This window comes from Pseudomonas deceptionensis (assembly GCF_900106095.1).
In the GTDB taxonomy this organism is placed as follows: Bacteria; Pseudomonadota; Gammaproteobacteria; order Pseudomonadales; family Pseudomonadaceae; genus Aquipseudomonas; species Aquipseudomonas deceptionensis.
The window spans coordinates 2248500-2272051 of sequence record NZ_FNUD01000002.1 but is presented as its reverse complement, the minus strand read 5'-3'; the positions used below and the strand labels follow the sequence as shown (position 1 = coordinate 2272051).

Annotated in this window: 22 protein-coding genes; 5 read left to right on the top strand and 17 right to left on the bottom strand. The window is 59.7% G+C overall.

Going from position 1 to position 23552, the window contains the following annotated elements; genetic code table 11:
• Positions 1-46: 46 nt before the first annotated feature.
• From BLW11_RS10385 to rluC, 3 genes are read right to left on the bottom strand one after another with little or no spacing between them, the layout of a single operon-like run.
• Positions 47-1036, bottom strand: a complete 990-nt coding sequence (locus BLW11_RS10385; RefSeq protein ID WP_048358806.1) for a S49 family peptidase — start codon at positions 1034-1036, stop codon at positions 47-49.
• Positions 1037-1056: 20 nt separating this feature from the next.
• A complete protein-coding gene (locus BLW11_RS10380) occupies positions 1057-1722 on the bottom strand; it encodes an HAD-IA family hydrolase (protein WP_048358807.1) in 666 nt (221 codons plus the stop codon).
• Positions 1709-2668, bottom strand: coding sequence for a 23S rRNA pseudouridine(955/2504/2580) synthase RluC (gene rluC, locus BLW11_RS10375; protein ID WP_048358808.1), 960 nt, complete (start codon positions 2666-2668; stop codon positions 1709-1711). The genes BLW11_RS10380 and rluC overlap by 14 nt, the downstream gene beginning before the upstream one ends.
• Positions 2669-3383: 715 nt before the next feature.
• Between rluC and rne the strand changes: the two genes are divergently transcribed.
• The gene (rne, locus tag BLW11_RS10370) at positions 3384-6632 is read left to right on the top strand and encodes a ribonuclease E (protein WP_479552722.1); all 3249 of its coding nucleotides are present in this window, start codon (positions 3384-3386) and stop codon (positions 6630-6632) included.
• 75 nt (positions 6633-6707) lie between these two features.
• Here rne and BLW11_RS10365 read toward each other — a convergent pair whose 3' ends face one another.
• The 8 genes from BLW11_RS10365 to BLW11_RS10330 all read right to left on the bottom strand — a co-directional run bounded on the left by BLW11_RS10365 (position 6708) and on the right by BLW11_RS10330 (position 13734).
• The gene (locus BLW11_RS10365; protein WP_048358810.1) at positions 6708-7319 is read right to left on the bottom strand and encodes a transglycosylase SLT domain-containing protein; all 612 of its coding nucleotides are present in this window, start codon (positions 7317-7319) and stop codon (positions 6708-6710) included.
• Between the two features lie 35 nt (positions 7320-7354).
• The gene (gene murB / locus BLW11_RS10360; protein WP_048358811.1) at positions 7355-8374 is read right to left on the bottom strand and encodes a UDP-N-acetylmuramate dehydrogenase; all 1020 of its coding nucleotides are present in this window, start codon (positions 8372-8374) and stop codon (positions 7355-7357) included.
• Positions 8371-9135, bottom strand: coding sequence for a 3-deoxy-manno-octulosonate cytidylyltransferase (gene kdsB, locus BLW11_RS10355; protein ID WP_048358812.1), 765 nt, complete (start codon positions 9133-9135; stop codon positions 8371-8373). Before kdsB ends, murB begins: the two co-directional genes overlap by 4 nt.
• Positions 9132-9317, bottom strand: coding sequence for a Trm112 family protein (locus BLW11_RS10350; RefSeq protein WP_048358813.1), 186 nt, complete (start codon positions 9315-9317; stop codon positions 9132-9134). The genes kdsB and BLW11_RS10350 overlap by 4 nt, the downstream gene beginning before the upstream one ends.
• A gap of 25 nt (positions 9318-9342) precedes the next feature.
• Positions 9343-10338: a tetraacyldisaccharide 4'-kinase gene (lpxK, locus tag BLW11_RS10345; RefSeq protein ID WP_048358814.1), complete on the bottom strand. Its 996-nt coding sequence runs from the start codon at positions 10336-10338 to the stop codon at positions 9343-9345.
• On the bottom strand, positions 10338-10766 hold the full coding sequence (locus BLW11_RS10340) for an ExbD/TolR family protein (RefSeq protein ID WP_048358815.1): 429 nt from the start codon (positions 10764-10766) through the stop codon (positions 10338-10340). The genes lpxK and BLW11_RS10340 overlap by 1 nt, the downstream gene beginning before the upstream one ends.
• Positions 10763-11398 (bottom strand): MotA/TolQ/ExbB proton channel family protein, encoded by a 636-nt coding sequence (locus tag BLW11_RS10335; protein WP_048359512.1) that lies wholly within the window; start codon positions 11396-11398, stop codon positions 10763-10765. The genes BLW11_RS10340 and BLW11_RS10335 overlap by 4 nt, the downstream gene beginning before the upstream one ends.
• A gap of 110 nt (positions 11399-11508) precedes the next feature.
• Positions 11509-13734 carry a DNA internalization-related competence protein ComEC/Rec2 gene (locus tag BLW11_RS10330; RefSeq protein WP_241486110.1) on the bottom strand — a complete coding sequence of 742 codons (2226 nt, stop codon included), beginning with the start codon at positions 13732-13734 and terminating at the stop codon, positions 11509-11511.
• Between the two features lie 133 nt (positions 13735-13867).
• On the opposite strand from BLW11_RS10330, the gene BLW11_RS10325 reads away from it, so the two are divergent.
• Complete coding sequence (locus tag BLW11_RS10325; RefSeq protein ID WP_048358817.1) at positions 13868-14383, top strand: DUF2062 domain-containing protein; 516 nt, start codon at positions 13868-13870, stop codon at positions 14381-14383.
• 47 nt (positions 14384-14430) lie between these two features.
• On the opposite strand, the gene BLW11_RS10320 is transcribed toward BLW11_RS10325, so the two are convergent.
• From BLW11_RS10320 to BLW11_RS10310, 3 genes are all read right to left on the bottom strand, one after another.
• The gene (locus BLW11_RS10320; protein ID WP_019827911.1) at positions 14431-15210 is read right to left on the bottom strand and encodes an ABC transporter permease; all 780 of its coding nucleotides are present in this window, start codon (positions 15208-15210) and stop codon (positions 14431-14433) included.
• The gene (locus tag BLW11_RS10315; RefSeq protein WP_048358818.1) at positions 15207-16139 is read right to left on the bottom strand and encodes an ABC transporter ATP-binding protein; all 933 of its coding nucleotides are present in this window, start codon (positions 16137-16139) and stop codon (positions 15207-15209) included. The genes BLW11_RS10320 and BLW11_RS10315 overlap by 4 nt, the downstream gene beginning before the upstream one ends.
• Positions 16140-16273: 134 nt before the next feature.
• Positions 16274-16900, bottom strand: a complete 627-nt coding sequence (locus BLW11_RS10310; RefSeq protein WP_048358819.1) for a glutathione S-transferase — start codon at positions 16898-16900, stop codon at positions 16274-16276.
• A gap of 151 nt (positions 16901-17051) precedes the next feature.
• On the opposite strand from BLW11_RS10310, the gene BLW11_RS10305 reads away from it, so the two are divergent.
• Together BLW11_RS10305 and BLW11_RS10300 are read left to right on the top strand one after the other, a co-directional pair.
• A complete protein-coding gene (locus tag BLW11_RS10305) occupies positions 17052-19499 on the top strand; it encodes an acyl-CoA dehydrogenase (protein ID WP_048358820.1) in 2448 nt (815 codons plus the stop codon).
• A gap of 62 nt (positions 19500-19561) precedes the next feature.
• A complete protein-coding gene (locus BLW11_RS10300) occupies positions 19562-19978 on the top strand; it encodes a PA2817 family protein (RefSeq protein ID WP_048358821.1) in 417 nt (138 codons plus the stop codon).
• A gap of 97 nt (positions 19979-20075) precedes the next feature.
• Here the strand turns inward: BLW11_RS10300 and BLW11_RS10295 are convergent, their stop codons facing one another.
• Positions 20076-21014 carry a LysR family transcriptional regulator gene (locus tag BLW11_RS10295; RefSeq protein WP_048359513.1) on the bottom strand — a complete coding sequence of 313 codons (939 nt, stop codon included), beginning with the start codon at positions 21012-21014 and terminating at the stop codon, positions 20076-20078.
• Between the two features lie 88 nt (positions 21015-21102).
• Here BLW11_RS10295 and BLW11_RS10290 point away from each other — a divergent pair, with 88 nt between their 5' ends.
• Positions 21103-21729 (top strand): serine-tRNA(Ala) deacylase AlaX, encoded by a 627-nt coding sequence (locus tag BLW11_RS10290; RefSeq protein ID WP_048358822.1) that lies wholly within the window; start codon positions 21103-21105, stop codon positions 21727-21729.
• A gap of 135 nt (positions 21730-21864) precedes the next feature.
• Here the strand turns inward: BLW11_RS10290 and BLW11_RS10285 are convergent, their stop codons facing one another.
• A complete protein-coding gene (locus tag BLW11_RS10285; RefSeq protein ID WP_053069524.1) occupies positions 21865-22695 on the bottom strand; it encodes a quaternary amine ABC transporter ATP-binding protein in 831 nt (276 codons plus the stop codon).
• Positions 22692-23543: an ABC transporter permease gene (locus BLW11_RS10280; protein WP_048358823.1), complete on the bottom strand. Its 852-nt coding sequence runs from the start codon at positions 23541-23543 to the stop codon at positions 22692-22694. The genes BLW11_RS10285 and BLW11_RS10280 overlap by 4 nt, the downstream gene beginning before the upstream one ends.
• Between the last annotated feature and the right edge of the window lie 9 nt (positions 23544-23552).

Sequence of the window (23552 nt, the reverse complement as noted above, 5' to 3'; positions counted from 1 at the left end):
ATAAAAAAACCGGCCTTCTCAGGCCGGTTTTTTTAACATCAATCAATCAGCGCAGAGTCGGCCCCTGAAAGCCCATCCACATCGCCAACTGCTCAGCCACGCTCGCACCGAGTTTTTTCGAGAAGCGGTCGAAAGCCGATTCCTGGACCGTGAAATCCACCAGCTCTTTTGCACCGACTACATCACGGGCAACCGAACTGGCATTGCCCAGCCCGTCGATCAAGCCCAGCGGCAGCGCTTGCTGACCCGTCCAGACCAGCCCCGAGAACAACTCCGGGTGCTCCTTATCCTTCAGGCGATCGCCGCGCCCCTGCTTGACACTGGCAATGAACTGCTCATGCGTCACATTCAGAACGCCCTGCCAGAACTTGGTTTCGTCCGGCTTTTCAGGTTCAAACGGATCCAGAAATGCCTTGTGCTCGCCCGACGTGTAAGCGCGACGCTGAATACCCAGCTTGTCCATTGCGCCGACAAAACCGAAGCCTGCCGCCGTCACGCCAATCGAACCCACCAGACTGGCCTTGTCGGCGTAGATCTCATCCGCAGCACTGGCAATGTAATAAGCGCCGGAAGCCCCCAGATCCGAGATCACCGCATACACCTTGGTATCGGGGTGCAGGCCGCGCAAACGACGGATTTCATCGTAGACATAACCCGACTGCACCGGGCTGCCACCAGGACTGTTGATGCGCAACACCACGCCCTTGACCCGTGGATCTTCGAACGCAGCCTGCAGGCTGGTGACCAGGTTGTCGGCACTGGCCGGTTCCTTGTCGGCAATCGGACCACGCACATCAATCAGCGCGGTATAACCCGAGCCACTGATCGCACTTCGCTCCACACTCAGCAGCGGTGTAAACAGCATCAACACCCCGATCAAGTAGCAGAACGTGAGCGCCTTGAAGAAGATGCCCCAGCGGCGCGCACGGCGCTGCTCCTGAATACCCGCCAGCAAGGTTTTTTCCAGCAGCTTCCAGCTCTTGTCATCACCGACAGCCTGCTCAGCCTCAGAGGGCGCTTTCCATTGATCAACCATGCACTACCCCAGCAAAGACTTTAATAAACCTGACGATCCAGCCAGGCGCGCAACTCGGGAAAACTGTCAATTGCCAACCTGGGCTCAAACGTGAGCAAGCGCTCCATTGACTGAGCACCATAGCCTACCGCAACAGAGTCGATACCCGCATTGCGCGCCATCAGCAAATCAAAGGAAGCATCACCCACCATCAATGCCTGCTCCGGACGCACATCGCAGTGGGCCAGAATCTGGTTCAGCATCAAGGGATCAGGCTTGCTTGCCGTCTCATCCGCCGCACGGGTGATATCGAAAAAATCTTCCCAGCCGTGAGCCCTGAGCACGCGATCAAGCCCGCGACGCGCCTTGCCCGTCGCAACCGCCAGGCGATAACCCTGCTCACGAAACGCTTCAAGCGATTCCCTGACCCCGGCAAACAACGGCGAAGGCTCGGCATCTATGGCGATGTATACATCGGCATAGTGCTGACGAAAGGCAACAACCTGCTCAGCCGTCATATCGGGGTAAAGCGTCTGAATCGCCTCAGGCAATCCCAGTCCGATAATCCCCTTGACCGCAGGTGCATCGCGCTCAGGGCGACCCGCACGTTGCGCTGCAACCTGCATCGCAGTGACAATACGACCGATGGAGTCAGCCAGCGTGCCATCCCAGTCAAAGATCAGCAGTTTGTACTCAGTAGGGGACACTCAGTCGCTCCACGGTCTTGGCCCACATTTCGTCAACAGGGGCCTGGAACTTCATTTCGCTGCCATCGGGCATCGGCACCGTCAGCATGTAGGCATGCAAGAACAGTCGCTTGCCGCCCAGGTCACGGATCTCCTTGGAGAACCCTTCATCTCCGTATTTGGTATCACCCGCAATACAGTGCCCGGCATGCAGGGTGTGCACGCGGATCTGGTGAGTACGGCCAGTGATCGGCCGGGCTTCAACCATGGTTGCAAAATCACCGAAGCGGCGCAGCACCTTGAACACGGTGACCGACTCTTTGCCTTCTTCGTTGACTTCAACCATGCGCTCGCCGGAACGCAGATTGCTCTTCATCAGCGGCGCACGCACCTGCTTGATCGAAGCCGCCCAGTTGCCACGCACCAGCGCCATATAGCGCTTGTCGATACCGTCGCCGCGCAGCGCTTCATGCAAGTGGCGCAACATGCTGCGCTTTTTGGCAATCATCAACAGCCCGGACGTGTCGCGGTCCAGGCGATGCACCAACTCCAGTTCCTTGGCATCGGGACGCATCTGACGAAAGGCTTCAATCACGCCAAACGTCAGGCCACTGCCGCCATGCACGGCAATACCCGCGGGCTTGTTCAATACAATCAGCGCCTTGTCTTCATAGACAATGGCCGCTTCAAGGCGCAGCAGCAAACCCTGCGCCACAGGCACCGGCTCGTCGCGCTCGGGCACGCGAACCGGCGGCACGCGCACGATATCGCCCGCCTGCAGCTTGTACTCGGGTTTGATCCGCCCCTTGTTCACACGCACTTCGCCTTTACGCAAAATGCGGTAAATCAAGGTCTTGGGAACACCCTTGAGCCGTGCAAGTAGAAAGTTGTCGATGCGTTGGCCGGCATATTCCGGCGAGACCTCAAGCAGCTGGACGCTGGGGGTCGGGGGGGTAGTCGTCGTCATGCCGCGGATGATAACAATTTTTTATGGAATTGAAGCACTTAATCATTGCTGCTATAGTCGCGAACGCCGCCAAAAGCGGCCTGGACAGAGGATTAACGGTGTATCACCGGCCCTGACCAACGCTCTTAACAAGGACGCGAGGCCGTCCCACGGGGCTTTCGCTGCATACGCAACGCCTGGAGTTGTAACAAGCGCAGGTGACATGAGGCCTGAAGCGAGCCTGAAATGCAGAGTGAAAACTCGCCTTTTATGCCGATATTCACGGCCAGTTCACAAAGTGCAGTCAGCTTCGGATTTTGCGGGCGAATGTCTCAGAAACATTGCCTTTATTAGCCATGATGCGTGAACTCCCCTTTTGGAGAACACGGTAAATGCCAACCCGCTGCGGATTCTGCGCGCGGCAGCACCCGAATTATCACGGATACGTGTAGGGTGGAGATGCACAACCGCCGGACTGTGTAGCAATAGGCTTTATCAAGACGCTTCATCTCGTCCACAGCCGCCGGTTGATTCCTCCTCTTGACCAGACTTTTGCTTAAAAGGTGCTTTAAGCACCACAGCAAGCAGGAAGCGTAAGTCGCGACTTCGCCCCCCCTGGGGTCGAGCCTCGCTGGACACAGGAGTGGCCAACTGCTCCTGACGCACCTGACACCGACCTTGAGAAGTCGTGTGTGCCGAACGCCGTTTCCGGTAGCCCGGAAACCGACGGTACAACATGAAAAGAATGCTGATTAACGCAACTCAACCTGAAGAGTTGCGCGTTGCACTGGTAGATGGCCAACGCCTCTATGACCTGGACATCGAGTCGGGTGCACGCGAGCAGAAGAAAGCCAACATCTACAAAGGCCGTATTACTCGCATCGAACCAAGCCTTGAGGCTGCCTTTGTCGATTTCGGCTCTGAGCGCCACGGCTTCCTGCCACTTAAGGAAATCTCCCGCGAGTACTTCAAGAAAGCGCCTGAAGGCCGCGTAAACATCAAGGACGTCCTGAGCGAAGGCCAGGAAGTTATCGTGCAGGTCGAGAAAGAAGAACGTGGCAACAAAGGCGCAGCCCTGACCACCTTCATCAGCCTCGCCGGCCGCTACCTCGTGCTGATGCCTAACAACCCGCGTGCTGGCGGCATCTCCCGTCGCATCGAAGGTGAAGAGCGCAACGAACTGCGTGAAGCGCTGAACGGCCTGATCGCCCCTGCTGACATGGGCTTGATCGTACGTACTGCCGGCCTAGGCCGCAGCAGCGAAGAAATGCAGTGGGACCTCGACTACCTGCTGCAACTGTGGACCGCCATTAAAGAAGCCTCGCTGGATCGCTCCGCGCCATTCCTGATTTATCAGGAAAGCAACGTGATCATCCGCGCTATCCGCGATTACCTGCGCCAGGACATCGGCGAAGTACTGATCGACAGCGTTGAAGCCCAGGACGAAGCACTGACCTTCATCCGCCAGGTGATGCCGCAGTACGCCAGCAAAATCAAACTCTACGAAGACAGCGTTCCGCTGTTCAACCGTTTCCAGATCGAAAGCCAGATCGAGACCGCTTTCCAGCGCGTCGTTGAACTGCCTTCCGGCGGCTCTATCGTTATCGACCCGACCGAAGCCCTGGTGTCCATCGACATCAACTCGGCCCGCGCCACCAAAGGCAGCGATATCGAAGAAACCGCACTGCAAACCAACCTTGAAGCAGCCGAAGAAATCGCCCGTCAGTTGCGCCTGCGCGACATCGGCGGCCTGATCGTCATCGACTTCATCGACATGACCCCTGCCAAAAACCAGCGCGCCGTGGAAGAAAAAGTCCGCGAATGCCTGGAAGCAGACCGTGCCCGCGTTCAAGTAGGCCGTATCTCGCGCTTTGGCCTGCTGGAAATGTCCCGCCAGCGTCTGCGTCCATCCCTGGGTGAAAGCAGCGGCATCGTTTGCCCGCGCTGCAACGGCACCGGCATCATCCGTGATGTTGAGTCGCTGTCGCTGGCCATCCTGCGCCTGATCGAAGAAGAAGCCCTGAAAGACCGCACTGCCGAAGTGCGCGCTCAAGTGCCAATCCCGGTTGCCGCGTTCCTGCTGAACGAAAAACGCAACTCGATCACCAAGATCGAACTGCGCACCCGTGCCCGTATCGTCATCCTGCCGAACGATCACCTCGAGACGCCGCACTTCGAAGTTCAGCGTCTGCGCGACGACAGCCCGGAAGCCCACACCAACCAGTCCAGCTATGAAATTGCTGCCGCTGCTGCTGAAGTGGAAGAAGTTCAGCCGGCTGCTGCCACCCGCACCCTGGTTCGCCAGGAAGCCGCGGTTAAAACAGCACCGCCACGCACCTCGGCACCGGTTCCAACCGAAGCCGCCGCTGCACCGGTTGCACCGGCACCTGCTGCCACCATCTCCGAGCCAAGCCTGTTCAAGGGCCTGGTCAAGTCGCTGGTCAGCCTCTTCGCCACCAAGGAAGAGCCGCCTGTAGCGCCAGCCGTAACTGAGAAACCAGTTGCCACCGAGCGCCCGGCACGTAACGAAGAGCGTCGCAACGGCCGCCAGCAAAGCCGTAACCGCAACGGTCGCCGTGACGAAGAACGCAAACCGCGCGAAGAGCGTGCACCACGTGAAGAACGTGCTGCTCGCGAACCACGTGAAGAGCGCTCGCCTCGCGAAGAAACACCGGTTGTGGCCCAAGCTCCTCGCGAAGAACGCGCACCGCGTCCACCGCGTGAAGAGCGTGCACCCCGCGCACCACGTGAAGATCGCAAACCTCGTGGCGAAGGCCGTGAAGAGCGCGTACGCGAACTGCGCGAACCACTGGACGCAGCGCCAGCCGTTGCTGCTGTCGCAGCCGTAACTGAAGAGCGCGCACCGCGCCCGCCTCGTGAAGAACGCCAGCCTCGCGCCCCTCGCGAAGAACGCGCTCCACGTGAAGAGCAGGTTGTAGCCGCTGCCGAAGACGAAGAAGTACTGTCCGGCGAAGAGCAATCCCAGGACGAGAACCAGGACAACGCCGAAGGCGATCGCCCACGTCGCCGCTCCCGTGGTCAGCGTCGTCGCAGCAACCGTCGTGAACGTCAGCGTGACGCCAACGGCGACGTGATTGAAGGCTCGGAAGAGAACAGCGAAGAAGGCATCGCCCAAAACGCTCCTGCAATTACCACTGAAGTAGCTGTTGCTCAAGCCGTGACCGAAGTGGTTGCCAGCCAGACCATCAGCGCACCTGCTGAAGCCCAGGCTCACCAGCAAGCCGAACGCGCAACTGAAGCAACCCAGGAATCAGCCCCGGCTGAAACCGTAGTGGCTGTTGAAGCAGCGCAGGAAGTGACTGCTGCTGTCGAGGCACCTGTTGCTCACGCCCCTGTTGTTGAAACTGGCGCGGTAGAAACAGCTGCAGTAGAAGCTACCGTTGTTGAAGCGCCGGCTGTAGAAGCCGTAACGCCGATCGAACTGGTCAAGGCACCTGAAGTTGAAGTGGCACCGGTTCAAGAAGCACAGCCTGTAGCCGAACCTGCTCCAATGGTAGAAGCCCCAGTTGTTGCGGCCCCCGAGCCTGTCATCGAAGCTGCGGTAGAAACCCGGACAGTCGAAACTGCAACTGTTGAAGCTACTGCCGTTGAAACAGCAGTTATCGAGACTCCAGTCTTCGAAAAAGCGCCAGCACCTGTCAGGGAAGCCCGTGTAGTTCGCGAGCCAGTTGCAGAGCCTGCACCTGTCGCCGCAGCAGAACCTGCCGCGCCTGAAGTGGTAGCCGTTGAAGCTGTGGTCGAGACCGTAGTCACTCAGCAACCAGCTCCGGTTGAAGCGGTTGTGACGACTGAAGTGGTAGAAGTAGTGGTTGCCGCTCCGGCTGCCGTCACCCTGCCAAGCAATGGTCGCGCACCTAACGACCCGCGCGAAGTACGTCGCCGCAAGCGTGAAGAGGCTGCAGCTGCTGCAGCTGCCGCTCAGGCACCAGCCCAGGAAGAACACGAGTCCAAACCCCTCGCGTAATTCCAAAGGCCATTAAAAAGCCCCGCCAGTTCTGAACTGGCGGGGCTTTTTTTATGCGTGGGATTCAGACATCGATCAGAAGAACCAGAACGTGCGACGACCTCTCTCCAGCTCTGCGCGGCACTGCCCAAGCTGCGCGCCATACGTCTTGGACTGCTGCTCGACTTTACGGGCCACCTGCATCAACCAGGGTTTGGCGCGGTAAGTATTGCGGCTGTAACCGCCCCTGCCCTCGTGATACGCCAGGTACTGGTTATAGGTATCCCACTTGGAAATCCCCAACTGCTGCTGGGTTCCGGCGGCGTACCAACCGATAAACATGATGGCATCCGCAAAGTTGTCGCGAGAGCCTGAACTGCCCATGCTCCTTTCAAAGTCGCTCCATGCCGGGGGCTGAGCCTGCGCATAACCGTAGGACGGACTGACCCTGCCCCACGGGATGACCCACAGAAGATAGGCGCGGGGCGGGAGTGCGTCGGCGACGAAGCTGCTTTCCTGCTTCATGATTGCCATTGCAACATGAACAGGCGTACCCCACCGACTCTGCATCGCTACCGAGTCCTTGTACCAGGCCGGGTATTGGCGGTAGATATTGCACAGATTGTTTTGATCTTTGGGCGGCGCGGTGACACAACCGGTTAACGTCACCAGTGCCAGCGCAAGCGCCCCTGCCGGTATTCGCTTCATTGATATTCCAGAGCGGGAAACAGACACTCAAGCCACTAATACAGGTTGGGCTCCATCTCCAGCTGCACCGCAAAGCGCTGCTCGATGTCAGCCTGAATACGCTGCGCAAGGGCCAGCAACTGCAAGCCGGTAGCCGAACCATAGTTGACCAGCACCAGCGACTGCAGACGATGCACACCGGCATCAGCCTCACGAAAACCCTTCCAGCCCGCCGCTTCGATCAACCAGCCCGCCGCCAGCTTCACCCGCCCATCGGCTTGTGGGTAGCCAATCATGCCGGGGTGCGCCAGTTTCAGCTCGGCGGCCAAGGTCGCCGACACCACCGGGTTTTTGAAAAAGCTGCCCGCATTGCCCAGTACTGCCGGGTCCGGGAGTTTCTCGCTGCGGATACTGCTGATTGCGCGACTCACATCGCTGGCCGTAGGCCGGTCGATGCCCTGCTCGCTCAGGCGCTGGCGTACAGGACCGTATTCCAGGTGCAGGCTTGCAGCACGGCTCAGGGCGAACCTCACCCGCAGAATCAGCCAGCGCCCTGCCTGCTGTTTGAACAGGCTGTCACGATAGCCAAAGTTGCACTCGGCCAAGGTGAAATCGCGCAGCTCGCCAGTTTGGCGATCCAGTGCGGTAAGCCCAGCAAACACGTCCTTGATCTCAACCCCGTAAGCGCCAATATTCTGCATCGGCGCAGCGCCCACGGTTCCGGGTATCAAACTGAGGTTCTCAAGACCTGACAGGCCTTGCTCAAGGGTCCACAGCACAAAGGCATGCCACACCTCGCCCGCTTCGGCCTCGACCACCACGCGCTCGCCGCTGTCTTCCAGCAAGCGAATGCCACGAGTGGCCATGCGCAGAACCAATGCCGTGACATTACCGGTCAGCAACAGGTTGCTGCCGCCGCCAATGACCAGCAACGGCACGTTGTGATCGGCGGCATACAGCAACGCTTCCCGCACATCGGCATCGCTATGGGCTTGGGCAAACAGGCTCGCCGTCACATCAACGCCAAAGCTGTTGAAGGGCTTGAGTGATGCATTAACCTGAACGTTCAAACTCATGACTCCAGCAAACGCCGAACGCGCTCAAGGTCTTCAGCGGTATCAACGCCGGCAGGCGGCGCTTCAAGCACATCCGCCACGTGAATCCGCACGCCATGCCAGAGCGCGCGCAGCTGCTCAAGGCGCTCGGTATTTTCGAGCCAGCAAGGGCCCCAGCTCACGAAGTCATGCAGGAAACCCGCACGATAGGCGTAGATGCCGATATGCCGGCGATAAGGCACGCCAGCGGGCAGCTTGCCCGGGTGCAGGGCAAATTCATCACGGGCCCACGGCAATGTAGCCCGGCTGAATGTCAGCGCCAGGCCATTGATGTCACTGACCACCTTGACGACATTGGGATTGAACAGCGTCTCGGCGTCCTCAATCGGCTCGGCCAGAGTCGCCATGCTCGCTTCGCTGTGGGCGGCCAGGTTGACGGCAACCTGATCGATCACCTGCGGCGGGATCATGGGCTCATCACCCTGGACATTGACCACAATGGCATCGTTGGCCAGGCCCAGCTGCGTGGCCACTTCAGCCAGACGGTCGGTGCCGGACTCGTGATCGGCACGGGTCAGCAACACCTCGGCGCCGAACGCCTTGCAAGCCTCGACAATACGCGCATCGTCAGTGGCAACCACCACGCGCTGTGCACTGCTTTTACAGGCTTGCTCCCAGACGTGCTGGACCATCGGCTTGCCGGCGATCATTTGCAGCGGCTTGCCGGGCAAACGGGTCGAGGCAAAGCGCGACGGGATAACGACTGTGAAAACCGGAATCATTTATCCAGACGCTCGTCAGCGGAAAGGGTGCGCGCTTCGGTTTCGAGCATTACCGGAATGCCATCACGAATCGGGTACGCCAGGCCGGCGCCTTTGCTGATCAGCTCGGTTTTATCGGAGCTGAGCTTGAGCGGGCCTTTGCAAACAGGGCAAGCAAGGATATCGAGCAGTTTGGTGTCCATAAGGGTTCCCCTGGATAAAGATGAGTTAGGGCAAAAGACGCAGTAGCTGTTGATCAAACCAAAAGGCAAAGGCCTCTGAAGGTACTGCGTCAACCGCCAGATACCACCAGTCAGGTGACGCAAAGTCGCGGCACTTCACAGCGTCTTTTTCAGTCATGACCACGGGTAACGGCGGCGTAAAATTCAATATTTCGGCGCTGTAGGGCGCGTGGTCGGCAAAAGCATGGGCAATTGGCCGCCAGTGTAGCGTTTCAAGGGTCGTGAAGAAACGTTGCGGATTGCCGATCCCGGCCACCGCGTGCAGCGCTTGCCCGGCCGTAAAAAAGTCCAGCGCCTGACGCTCGCCGGTGACCAGATTGATCAGTGCTGTGGGCTGCAACTCAAAGGCAAAACCGCCCTGCGGGTCGCTGGCAGCGCCGTTGTACAGCACCGCGTCGACACTCTGCAGACGCTCGACCGGTTCGCGCAGCGGCCCGGCCGGCAGGCAACGACCATTGCCCAAGCCTCTGGCATTGTCGATCAGCACCAGCTCCAGATCCCGGGCCAGACGGTAATGCTGCAAGCCATCGTCAGACAGGATCAGGTCCAGCTGTTCACTGGCCAGCAGGGCCTTGACCGCACGACTGCGATCCGGATCGATCATCAAGGGAACGCCGGTGCGCTGCACGATCAGCAAGGGTTCATCCCCCGCTTGCAGGGCACTTTGCTCGGCACTCACGCGCCACGGCAATTGAGGCGGGGTGGCGCCATAGCCGCGACTGACCACGCCAACGCGCAGACCTTTGCGCTGGCAATGCTCGATCAGCCAGAGGATCAGCGGGGTTTTTCCGGTACCACCGACCGTGATGTTACCCACCACCACCAACGGCACCGGGGGACGGTAAATCTCGCCCTCACCGGCCACGAACCGCGCCCGCTTGCGCTCTACTACCTGGCGGTAAAGGCACTCCAGCGGGCGCAGCAGGGCAAGCAGCGGATGCCCGGTATACCAGGCGCGCAATAAACGATCGGACATGGCCATCAGGGGGTCGCCTGCGCCTCAACAGTGGTCATGCGCAAATGGCTGAAGCCGAGCTTGCCGGCCGCGTCCATTGCGGTAATGACCGCCTGATGCTGGGTTTTGCCATCGGCACTGATCGACAGCGGCAAGCCGGTGTCGCCGCCTGATTCTTTCTGCAGAGCCTCCATCAGGCTCTGCAAGTCGTTCCGGGGCAGCAATTGGTTGTTCACCGAAAACACCCCGTCCGCGCTGATGGCGATGTCCAGCTGCTTGGCGCCCTGATCATCGCTGGGCGAGCCACTGACGGCCTCCGGCAAATCAACGCGCAGCTGGGTTTCGCGGGTAAAGGTGGTGGTCACGACAAAGAACAACAGCAGGATAAACACCACATCAATCAATGACGCGAGGTTGATATCCACTGTTTCCCGTGGCTTGCGACGAAATTTCACGCTTTGCTCCCGACCATGTCGACTTCGCGGTCGCCTTGCACCACTTCGACCAGCTTGATCGCCTCTTGCTCCATGCCAACGACAAGTTCGTCTACACGACGCTGCAGGAAGCGATGGAAGAAGACGGCCGGGATACCCACCATCAGACCGGCGGCAGTCGTGATCAGCGCCTTGGAAATACCGCCCGCCAGCACGGCGGCATTGGTGGTCATGCCCGAGCCCATGAACGAGCTGAAGATATCGATCATGCCCAGCACGGTACCCAGCAGGCCCAGCAGCGGCGCCATGGCGGCAATCGTGCCCAGTGCATTGAGGTAGCGCTCAAGTTCGTGGATCACCCGGGCTGCGGCCTCTTCGATGCACTCTTTCATGATCTCGCGACCATGCCTTGAGTTGGCCAGGCCCGCCGCCAGGATTTCACCCAGCGGCGAATCGGCGCGCAGCAATTTGAGTTTTTCCTTGTCCATCTGCTTGTCTTTGATCCAGACCCAGACCTGGCCGAGCAGATGCTCCGGGGTCACGCGGCTGGCACGCAGGGTCCACAGGCGTTCGACAATAATGCCCAACGCGGCAACAGAGCTCAGAATGATCGGCAGCATCATCCAGCCGCCGGATTTGACCAGTTCCCACACAGTGACAATCCCCTCGAAAAAGTGCGCCACTCTACCATATGAATGAAGCGGACTCTGTGGGAGCTGCTCAGGTGGGCGCAGGCTTGCCATCGCGGTAAAGCCACACGCTTTCAACCTGGCCGATCGCGCCAAAACCGTCGCTGATCGCGCTCGCTCTGAGCCCTCCCAAAAGCCCCCAGACGAAACCTGACGGCCCCCTGCTCCGCGCTGTCGAGCACTTGCACACCCAGCGCTTTATACCGCGCCATGACCTGAGGGTGCGGATGCCCGAACGTATTGCCGCGGCCACGGGACACCAATACCGCTGCCGGGGACAGCGCTTTGAGAAAAACCATGGATGACGAAGTCCGGCTGCCGTGATGCGGTGCCTGCAACCACTGCGTGGGTACGGCCAGCGGGGTCTTCAGCAAGGCCCGCTCCGCCTGCGCATCGATGTCCCCGGTCAACAGTAACCGTTCATCACCGGCCTGTACCTGGAGCACACAGGATTTCTGGTTGCTATCACTGGCTCCCGACCACTGCCAGAGTGTGAACGTCACCCCGTCCCACTCCCAGTTCTCCCCGCTGACGCACGGCTGAGCCTGCAATTGCTCAGGCAGGCCCGGGACGTCACCACCGACCACCCGCACCACAGGGATTGCACCCTGCACGGCCAGCGCACCGCCCGCATGGTCCGAGTCGGCGTGGCTGAGCAGCACCATGTCCAGCCCCCCAACCCCCAGGGCACGCAATGCAGGCACTACCACCCGCTCGCCCTGATCAAAGTCCCGAACTCTGGGCCCGGCGTCATACAGCAGAGTGTGATGCCGGGTGCGCAACACCATCGCCAGGCCCTGCCCGACATCCAGTTGCAACACTTCGGCCTGACCGTGGGGAATTGGCTCACGCGGGGCAAACACCGCCAATAACACCAAGGGCCAGCCTAACGGCCTGAGCACCACCCCGCCCGGCAGTAGCAGGATCAAGGCCCCGGCTGCGCTCAAGGCCCAGACACTGAGCGGGACTGCGGCAGGTGACCAGGGCGCAACATAACCGGCCAACAGCCCAAGCCCTCGGACCAGCCAGTCCAGCAACCCGCCCGACAGCCACAGCAAGCGTTCCCCCAGCCAGGGCACGGGCAACAGCAAAGTGCCCAACAATGCCGTCGGCAGCACCAACAGACTGATCCAGGGCACGGCTATCAGATTGGCCAAGGGGCCGCTCACACTGATGGGCAAACCCAGTATCCACAGTACCGGGAACAGGCCAAGGGCAATCAGGCCCTGAGGCCGCAGCCACGCAGCCCGCCACCCCCAGGGCCCCAAACGGGCGCTGAAGGTGAATATCAGCACCGCCACGGCAGCAAAGGACAACCAGAAACCCGGCAGCAAACTCGCCAGCGGCTCAATGATAAGCACCCCGTTGAGTGCCAGCAGAAAGGGCAACCACACACCCAGATGGCGGAACCGCAAACGCCATATCAGCACCAGCGCCAGCATCACGCACGCTCGCTGTACCGGCACGGCAAAACCCGCGAGCACGCCGTACCCCGCCGCCCCAGCAAACGCCAGGCCGCAGGCCCAGGGCAGCCACGGCCAGTCACGCGGCCACAGACCATAACGCGCCAGCAAGGCAATCAAGCCGTAGATAAGCCCGGCACACAACCCGATATGCTGCCCCGAAATCACCAGCAAATGCACAGTCCCGGTCGCTTGCAGCAGCTTCCAGTCGTCGCGGCTCAAACCCGAGCCGTCGCCCATGATCAGCGCCGCCAACCAGGGCGCCCGACCGCTGGCATCGCTGATCAACAGGCGCTGGCGCAGGCTGTCACGCCAGGCGTGATGGGCCGCAGTCAATAACTGGCCATCTTTGACCGTGCCCGTTGCGCCAATACGTCGGGCCAGCAGCCAGGCTTGATAATCGAAACCCCGGGGGTTAAGCAGCCCCCCGGGTTGCTTGAGTTTGACTGCCAGCCGCCAGCGCTCGCCGCTGTTGACGGGCGGCCCGCCGTACCAGCTCAGCCGCAGGGTTGCGGGCAATGCGCCGTGGCGCGAGCGGGCATCTTGCAGCTCAAAACGCACGGCAGCCTCGGCATGTTGCGGCAAGCCGACAACCCGCCCCTCCACCCAAAGCGTGCGACCCTCGAGCGAATCCGCCAGACGGTCATCCAGCGCCCTTTGCCCCTGAACGCAGGCCCAGGTCAGCCCGAGCAAAAATAACCCGACCACCCAGACGCGAAACGCCAACAGCATCAACCCCGCCAGCAACATCAGCAGCAACCAGCCTACTGATGGCAACGCGGGCAAATACCGCAGGGCGATCAGGCCCGACGCCAGCGCAAACATCCTTGTATACATACCTATACTCAACTTATCCCTTTGCCTCGGATTAGTTGGTATCTGGGTCCGGCGCTTAAGAAATTGTCACAAAGTCTAAATAGGCATCCTGTCGAATTTGGGCATACTGCCCCCTTGACCTAGGGAGAGGCCCATGCCACGGCGTTTGATCAAACGTTTCATGCCTGATCCGGCCCTGATCAGGGAACACAAGTCCTTACGATTTTTGGGGACCTTGCTGCATGACCCCAACCTCTGGCACCTCAATCGTCACTCCGTTGCCCGAGCGATGGCGGTGGGCATTTTCGCCGCCTTCATCCCCATGCCGTTTCAAATGCTGCTGGCGGCTTTCTTGGCGATAAACGTGCGCAGCAACATGCCGATATCGGTGGGGCTGGTATGGCTGACCAACCCGATCACCATGCCGCCGGTGTTTTATTGCACCTACAAACTGGGCGCCTGGCTGATGAATGTGCCTGCACGCACCCTGCCGGAGGCGTTGACCTGGGAATGGATCAGCAGCCAGCTTTCTACCGTGTGGCAGCCGTTCTTATTGGGCTCTGTGGTCTGCGGAGTGGTGCTGGGAGCACTGGCCTACTGCCTGACCATGCTCTATTGGCGCTGGTGGGTCAGCCGAAAATGGAGGGGGCGAAAAACCAGACGCCCATAAAAAAGGCCCCTTAAGGGGCCTTTTTTATGGGTATGTCAGAGCCTCGGCTACTGACGCATACCCCGCCCGCTCACCAGCAGCTTCGCGCAGCCGAAGTACAGCACGATGGTTGCCACCACCATAAAGGTCAGCGCCACGCTGATCTTTATGTCCGAGACCCCAAGAATGCCGTAGCGGAATGCGTTGACCATATGCAGCACCGGGTTGGCCAGCGAAACGCTCTGCCAGAACGGCGGCAGCAGCGTGATCGAGTAGAACACCCCGCCCAGGTACGTCAGCGGCGTCAGCACGAAGGTCGGGATAATCGAAATATCGTCGAAGTTGCGCGCAAATACGGCGTTGATAAACCCCAGCAACGAGAAAATAGTCGCCGTCAGCACCACGACCACAATGGTCAGGCCCAGATGGTGTACTTGCAGGTGGGTGAAGAACAGCGACAGCAGCGTCACGATCAAGCCCACGATCAACCCGCGCAAAATCCCGCCCACGGTAAAACCGATCAGAATGGTGTGGGGTGATACCGGCGACACCATCAACTCTTCAATCGAGCGCTGGAACTTGGCCCCAAAGAAGCTTGACACCACGTTGCCGTAGGAGTTGGTGATCACCGACATCATGATCAAGCCCGGCACGATGTACTCCATATAGGTGAAACCACCCATATCACCGATTTGTCGACCAATCAGATTACCGAAGATCACAAAGTACAGAACCATGGTGATCGCCGGCGGCAGCAGAGTTTGCGGCCAGATACGCATAAAGCGTCGAACTTCGCGGTAAACGATAGTATTCAACGCGACCAGGTTGGGACGCAGCTCCGAGCTCATACCGCCACCTTTGCCAGGTTTTTCTCGACCAACGACACGAATAACTCCTCAAGGCGATTGGTTTTGTTACGCAGGCTCACCACTTCGATGTTCTGCGCGGCCAACTGAGTAAACAGGCCGGTAATGCCCACGGCTTTGTCGACTTGTACTGCCAGCGTACTGGCGTCGATCAATTGGCTCGGGTAGCCGATCAACTGTGGGGCAGCCTGCAATGGATGCTTCAAGTCGAGCAAAAAGGTCTCGACATGCAGCTGGCCCAGCAACTGGCGCATGCTGGTGTTTTCGACAATGGTGCCGTGATCGATGATCCCGATGTTGCGGCACAACTGCTCAGCCTCTTCCAGGTAATGGGTGGTGAGGATGATGGTGGTGCCCTGCTCATTGAGCTCCGTGAGGAAGCTCCACATCGAGCGACGCAGTTCAATATCCACACCCGCCGTCGGCTCGTCGAGAATCAACAGGCGCGGCTCGTGCACCAGTGCGCGGGCGATCATCAGGCGGCGCTTCATGCCACCCGACAACGAGCGCGATGGCGTGTCGCGCTTATCCCAAAGTCCCAGCTGCGTCAGGTACTTTTCGGCGCGTTCCTTGGCGATTTTGGCCGGGATACCGTAGTAACCCGCCTGGGTCACGACGATATCGAAGGTCTTTTCAAACTGGTTAAAGTTGAATTCCTGTGGCACCACACCAATCGAGCGCTTCAAGGCGGCCGGGTTGCGGTCAAGGTCATGGCCAAAGATATTCACTGTGCCGCCGGTTTTGTTCACCAGGGTCGAGAGAATGCCGATGGTCGTGGATTTGCCGGCGCCGTTAGGGCCCAGCAAGGCAAAAAAGTCACCTTCAGCAACATCCAGATCGATACCACTCAGGGCCTGGAAACCGTTGCCGTAGGTTTTGGTTAGCTGCCGTATGGACAGAGCGGAACTCATATCGGATTACGCACCAAGATGGGGGAAAGAAGGAGGTTTAGATAAGTGCGAACTGCCTGTAAGACAAGTCCGACAAGGCCTTATGGTGCTTGGCCTTGTCGCACAAGTACAGTCGCCCGTATTAATAGTGGCTATTAAGTCAACGCAGTCATGACTGCGCTGCGGTAAGCCGGACGCATTTTCAGGCGCTCATACCAGGCACTCAGATGCGGCAGGTGCGGGCGTTCGATGGGCATTTCAAACCAGGCATAAATGAACGACCCCAGCGGGATATCGCCCATGCCGATTTCATCACCCGACAAGTAAGGTTTTTCAGCCAGGGCCTGATCCGCAATGGCCAGCAACTGAGCGCTGGCCTTGATCGCCTCGTTGATTTTTACCCAGTCCTGCTCTTCGGCAGGCGTGCGCAAAACACCCCAGAACACGGTGCGAAAAACACCGGCAAATGAGGTACTGGTCCAGTCCATCCACTTGTCGGCCTGCGCCCGGACACGGGCATCGGTCGGGTACCAGGACGTATCTGCACCATAGCGGGCCGTAAGATAACGCACGATGGTGTTCGATTCCCACAGCACAAAGCCGTCGTCCTCTTCAATCATCGGCACCTGGCCATTAGGGTTCAACGCCCGGTACTCAGGACTGTCTACAACCCCGAATGCACCACCCGCCTCTACTCGGCTATATGGCAAAGCCAATTCTTCGACACACCACAACGCCTTCCTGACATTTGACGAATTCTTGCGACCCCACACTTTCAGCATGATCTGGCTCCTGATTGATAGACGCCGAGGCAGTCTACGCCGGGAAGCAGAACTCTGCCTTCAACCCAAGGTCACTATCCTTACAACCCTGATCGAAAGTTGCGACTAAGCTCACAAGAGTGCATGCCCCTGGCTTCATGGAGGATTGAATATGCTGTTGTTGTGGATACTGGTCTTGATCGTTGGCATCGCCTATATGGCCCACCGCCGGATCGCACCTCTGACGACCATTGCCGTGGTCGCCGTTTATCTGTTGGCCATGGGGGTGATCGGCCATGTACCGGGCTGGTTGCTGACCATCCTCTGGCTATTGCTGGCAGCGCCCACTGCGCTGCTGCTGTTGCCGGAGCTGCGGCGCAAACTGTTTACCGCCCCACTGTTCAGCTGGTTCCAGAAAACCCTGCCGCCGATGTCGCAAACCGAGCGTGACGCCATCGACGCCGGCACGGTGTGGTGGGATGGCCAGCTGTTCAGCGGCCGCCCTGACTGGGACCAGTTGCTGGCCTACCCCAAGGCCCAGCTCACCGAAGAAGAACAGGCGTTTATAGATGGCCCCACCGAAGAACTGTGCGCGATGGTCAGCGACTGGGAAATCGGTCAGGCCATGGATCTGCCACCCAAGGCCTGGGCCCATATCAAGGAGCATGGCTTCTTTGCCCTGATTATCCCCAAGGCGTACGGCGGCAAAGGTTTCTCGGCCTACGCCCACTCCCAGGTGGCGATGAAACTGGCCACCCGCAGCGGAGACCTCGCCTCCACCGTGATGGTGCCCAACTCTCTGGGCCCGGCAGAACTGCTGCTGCATTACGGCACTGACGAGCAGCGCGACCACTACCTGCCACGCCTGGCCCGCGGCGATGACATCCCGTGTTTTGCCCTGACCGGCCCGCTGGCAGGCTCCGATGCCGGGGCAATGCCCGACACCGGAATCATTTGCAAAGGCCAGTGGCAAGGCGAAGAAGTCCTCGGCCTGCGCCTGAACTGGGAAAAGCGCTACATCACCCTCGGCCCCGTCGCCACCCTGCTTGGCCTGGCCTTCAAGGCCCACGACCCGGAACACCTGCTGGGCGACAACGAAGACCTGGGCATCAGCCTGGCGCTGATCCCCACCGACACCCCGGGCGTCGAGATCGGGCGACGGCACTTGCCACTGGGCGCAGCCTTCATGAATGGCCCAAACTCCGGCAAAGATGTGTTCATCCCCCTGGACTACCTGATCGGCGGCCAGGAGATGCTCGGCAAAGGCTGGATGATGCTGATGAACTGCCTGTCGGTCGGGCGCTCGATTTCCCTGCCGGCGGTCGGCACCGGCGCAGCCAAGTTCACCAGCCTGGTGACCGGGCAGTACGCCCAGGTGCGCGAGCAATTCAACGTACCGCTGGCCGCCTTTGAAGGTATCCAGGAAGCGCTGGCAAGGATTGGCGGCAATGCCTGGCTGATGGACAGCGCGCGCATGCTCACCGCCAATGCGGTGGATCTGGGGGAAAAACCATCCGTGCTGTCGGCGATTCTCAAATACCACCTCACCGAGCGTGGCCGCGAATGCATCAGCCACGCGATGGACGTCCATGGCGGCAAAGGCATCATCATGGGGCCCAACAACTATTTGGGCCGAAACTGGCAAGGCGCGCCGATTTTCATCACCGTGGAAGGCGCCAACATCCTGTCGCGCAACCTGATGATCTTTGGCCAGGGCGCCATTCGCTGCCATCCCTTTGTGCTCAAGGAAATGGCCCTGGCCGCCCGTGAAGACAAGGATCAGGCGCTACTGGAGTTTGACGCCCTGCTGCTCAAACACATCGGCTTTGCGATCAGCAACAAGGCCAGCACCTTTGTGTTGAACCTGGGTCTTGGCCGTTTTGAACACGTGCCGGGGAACGCCTTGAGTCAGGGTTATTTCAGGGCACTGAACCGTCAGGCGGCAGCCTTTGCGCTGCTGGCTGACCTGAGCATGATGCTGCTGGGTGGCGAACTTAAACGGCGTGAGCGTTTGTCTGCGCGCCTGGGTGATGTGCTGAGCCATATGTACCTGGCCTCGGCCGCGCTCAAGCGTTACCACGACCTCGACTCGCCCGAGCACCTTAATCCGCTCTTCAAATGGGCTATGGAAGAAAGCCTGGGCCACGCCGAACGTGCACTGGATGAACTGCTGAAAAACTTCCCGAACCGCGTCCTGGGCTGTTTGCTGCGCGTGGTGGTGTTCCCGTTTGGCCGACGCCACACCGGGCCATCGGATGAGCTGGACGCAGAAGTGGCGGCGGTATTGGGTCGCGCCAAAGGTGACCCGACATTGGAGGCAGTGCTCGCAGGCTGCTACCGCCCGCAATCGCCGGACGACGCCGTGGGCGCCCTGCAACATGCCAGCGACCTGCTGAACGAAGCGCGCCCCGTGCACAAAAAGCTCCATGAAGCGCTTAAAAGCGGTCAGGTCAAACCGGCGGCCGGGGAACCGGCCATCGATGCTGCGCTGCAAGCCGGCGTGCTGCAACCGGCCGAAGCCCAGATGCTGCGCACCGCTGAAGCCGCACGCCGCAAGGTCATCGATGTGGATGATTTCAGCAAAGACGAACTGAGCCACACCGAAGGAAAAATACGCTAACAGGACAGCGGGCGCTGGGGGCTTTATACTCCCGCGCCCGTTTTGTTCTAGAGGACACGCTAATGGCCACCAACGATCTCAACCACAATCTCGTCCTGCTCTCGCACCTGCGCAGCATTCTGGTTGCTGTGGGTGAAGCCGAGCAGATTCCTGACGACAGCCACGCGCTGTTTCTGGAGCGCTTCGATGAAATGATGCTCGCTCTGCCGGTAGACCCGATTGAAAGCCAGTACCTGGGGCAGGACATCATGTGTCAGGTGATTGAGCGCTACCCGCAAATCGCCCACCTGGTGCCCCGCGACCTGCTTTGGTTCTTCGGCGGTGCCTGCTTCAACTTCATGCCGGATGAAGAGCTTGATATGTATCAGGCCCTTGAGGAACGCCGTCACGAAGCCGAGGCCAACGACGAGCCGTTTGACTGGAATCAGGAAAAGCAGTTTATGTCGATGCCAGTCTCGGATGACACACCGCAACACTGATTGACGCCCTGACCGCCAATTCCAAAGGCCCGCCCGGCTTACCGGGCGGGCCTTTTTGGTTGCAGGGGAGCGAGCTTGCGGCTAACGCCAGGGAGCGTCAGCTTCTGCCACTGGCCAGTGTCGGCTCCCGAGCCAATCGCTCCACCAGAAAATCGATAAATACCCGCAATTTTGGCGGCAAGTAGCGCGAAGGTGTATGCAGCAGCCACGCGCCGCCATGGTAGGACGCGATAAAACTCCACTGCGCCAGTACCTGCACAATCAACCCTTGCTCCAACGCCTGACGCGCCGTGAAGTAAGGCAAGCTGCCAATCCCGATATGCTGCAACACCGCATCCAGCCTGACACCCGTGTGGTTGGCCGCGTAACGCCCGGTCACACCCACAGTGACCGACTTGGCCCCTTGCCTGAATTTCCAGCGTGCATCCGCGGGGGTTTCTCCCAGGTAAATGCAGCTGTGATCACGCAAGTCTTCAGGCCGGTCCGGCACCCCATGCTCGGCCAGATAGGCCGGGGTGGCGCACAACAAATGCTCGATCGGGAACAACTGACGCCCCACCAGACCCGGAGGCGGCTGATCGGTGATGCAAATGCTCAGGTCAACGTTGTCGTCGATCAGGTCGACATGGCGGTCTTCCAGGATCAATTGCACATCCACGTTGGGATAGCGCCTTAGAAACTCCGGCATGTGCGGGTGAATCACATAGCGCCCCACCGCCTTGGGCACGCTGACCCGGACCAAACCCTCGGCGTCCTGGGTAAAACGGCCACTGAGGTCCATCACCGATTGCGCAGCGCCCGCGACTTCACGGCAGCGCTTGAACACCTCTTCTCCACCATCACTCAGGCGCAATTTGCGCGTGGTGCGTTGCAGCAGGCGAATCGCCAGGGCTTTTTCCAGACGGGAAATACTGCGACTGACCGCAGAAGGCGATGTACCGAGCTGGCGCGCGACTTCGGAAAAGCTTCCGGCCTCGACCACCTTCACGAACATCACCATTTCGGCCAACAACGACTGCGGAAGATTTATGCTCACAGCGCACAGGTCCATTGAAATTTGAATGGATTATCACACTCCAGTGCCATCTCTATACTAAAAAACACACCCGTTCCCGGACACCACCATGACCCAACGCCTGTTTTTTACCGACGATGCACTGACCGCCCACGTCGAGGTTATCCGCTGTACGCCCCACGAAGACGGGTTTGCGGTGATCCTGCACGCCACGCCCTTTCACCCCCAGGGTGGCGGGCAGCCCAGCGATCTGGGCTGGATCGGCGACAGTCAGGTGCTCAAGGTCCAGCAAGAGCAGGACACCATCGTGCACTACGTCACCCGGGCCATCGAACCGGGCCACGCCCTTGCCGAGGTGGACGCCACGCGCCGCCAACTGAATGCCCGCCTGCACTCCGCCGGACACTTGATCGGCGTCGTGGGTGAGCAGGCCGGCTGGGTGCCGACCAAAGCTCACCACTGGCCGGGAGAATGCCGGGTCAGCTTTATCCCCGGCGATCACTCGCAACCGCTGCAAGCCCATGAGATCCAGCACCGCCTGGAACAATGGATCAACGCCGATTTGCCGCGACACCTGCATGTCGACAGCCAGCAACGCGCAGTCCACTTTGGTGACTTGCCGGGTTACCCGTGTGGCGGTACCCATGTCCGCTCCCTGAGCGAGTTGGTGGCGGTCAACGTGCTCTCGGTTACCCTCAAGAAAGGCGTGTTGTCCGTCCGTTATGATCTGAACTGATTAAGCCAACACCCTGCCCAGCCTGACGCGAGATACCTCGATCAGTTCATTGGAATGTTCGCCTTGGCATGCAGAGCTGCTCACTCAACAAACACGGTTCGACCGTTTTCAGCGGCGCCACGCCAAAGAGTCCGCTCAAGTGCGAGCATGCCGACGCTGCACAAAACGATCCACGTAATCATCGGCAGGCGTCAGCAGAATTTCCTGCGGCGTGCCGACTTGAATCAACTGCCCGTCCCTGAGCACAGCGATGCGATTGCCAATGCGCAGCGCTTCGTCCAGGTCATGGGTGATAAATACGATGGTCTTTTGCAGTGTGCGTTGCAGCTCCAGCAGTTGGTCCTGCATCTCGGCGCGGATCAACGGGTCGAGGGCGCTGAAGGCCTCGTCCATCAGGATGATATCGGTGTCGGTCGCCAACGCCCGGGCCAGCCCGACACGCTGACGCATACCGCCTGACAGCTGATGGACAAACGCCTGCTCGTACCCCTGCAGCCCAACCACCGTGACCCAGTGCCGGGCGCGCTCATCGCACTGCGCCTGGCTCTCGCCCCGTACCTTAAGGCCATAAGCGACGTTTTCCAGTACGTTGCGATGGGGCAGCAGGCCGAAATTCTGGAACACCATGCTGATTTTGTGGCGCCGGAACTGGCGCAACGCAGGCATGTCGTAATCCAGGATGTCTTCACCGTCCACCAGGATCTGGCCGCTGGTAGGGTCGATCAGACGGTTGAGGTGGCGCACCAGCGTCGACTTTCCCGAACCCGACAACCCCATGATGACGAACACCTCCCCCGCCCGAATCGAGAGTGAGAGGTCGTTGATCCCCACCACACAACCGGTTTTGGCGAGCACCTCGTCCTTGCTCTTGCCATCGCGAATCAGCGCCATCACCTCCTTTTCCCGGTTGCCGAACACCTTGAAGACGTTGCGCACGTCGATCTTGTTGACCACCACTTCACTCATTCGTGGCCTCCATGCCGAGGGCGGCCATAGGCTTGAGTGATACGGTCAATCACCACTGCCAGAATGACGATGGCCAACCCTGCTTCCAGCCCTTTGCCGACGTTGAGCGTCTGAATCCCCACCAGCACATCCTCGCCCAGGCCCCGGGCACCGATCATCGAGGCGATCACCACCATCGACAGCGCCATCATCGTGGTCTGGTTGATCCCGGCCATGATGCTGGGCATAGCCAGCGGCAATTGCACGCCAAACAGCTGCTGCCAGGGGTTGGCGCCAAAGGCATTGATCGCTTCCATCACCTCGCGGTCAACCTGGCGCAACCCAAGATCGGTGAGGCGGATCAGCGGCGGTACGGCATAAATCACCGTGGCAAAAATCGCCGGGACCTTGCCCAGCCCGAACAGCATCAGCACCGGAATCAGGTAAACGAAGCTGGGCATGGTTTGCATGATGTCCAGCAACGGCATCAGCACCGCTCGCAGGCGGTTACTGCGGGCGGCAAGAATCCCCAGCGGAATCCCCAGCAACACCGAGATCACCGTGGCTACCATCATCAGCGCAAGGGTTTGCATCAGCTTGTCCCACAGGCCAACCGCCCCGACCAAAAACAGCAGGCTGACAATCATCAAGGTGCTTAAAACCTTGCGCGTAGCGTGCCAGGCGATAGCACCGACAATGGCCAGCATCAGCCACCACGGGGTGATGCGCAGCAGGTTTTCGAGGTTAATGATGGCCCAGAGCAAGGTGTCGGAGATGTGCCGGAACACATCGCCGTAATTGCTGACCAGCGCATCAACCCCGTCATTGACCCACCCTGCGATGGAAAACGTCAGATTGTCAGGAAACATGAAGTACTC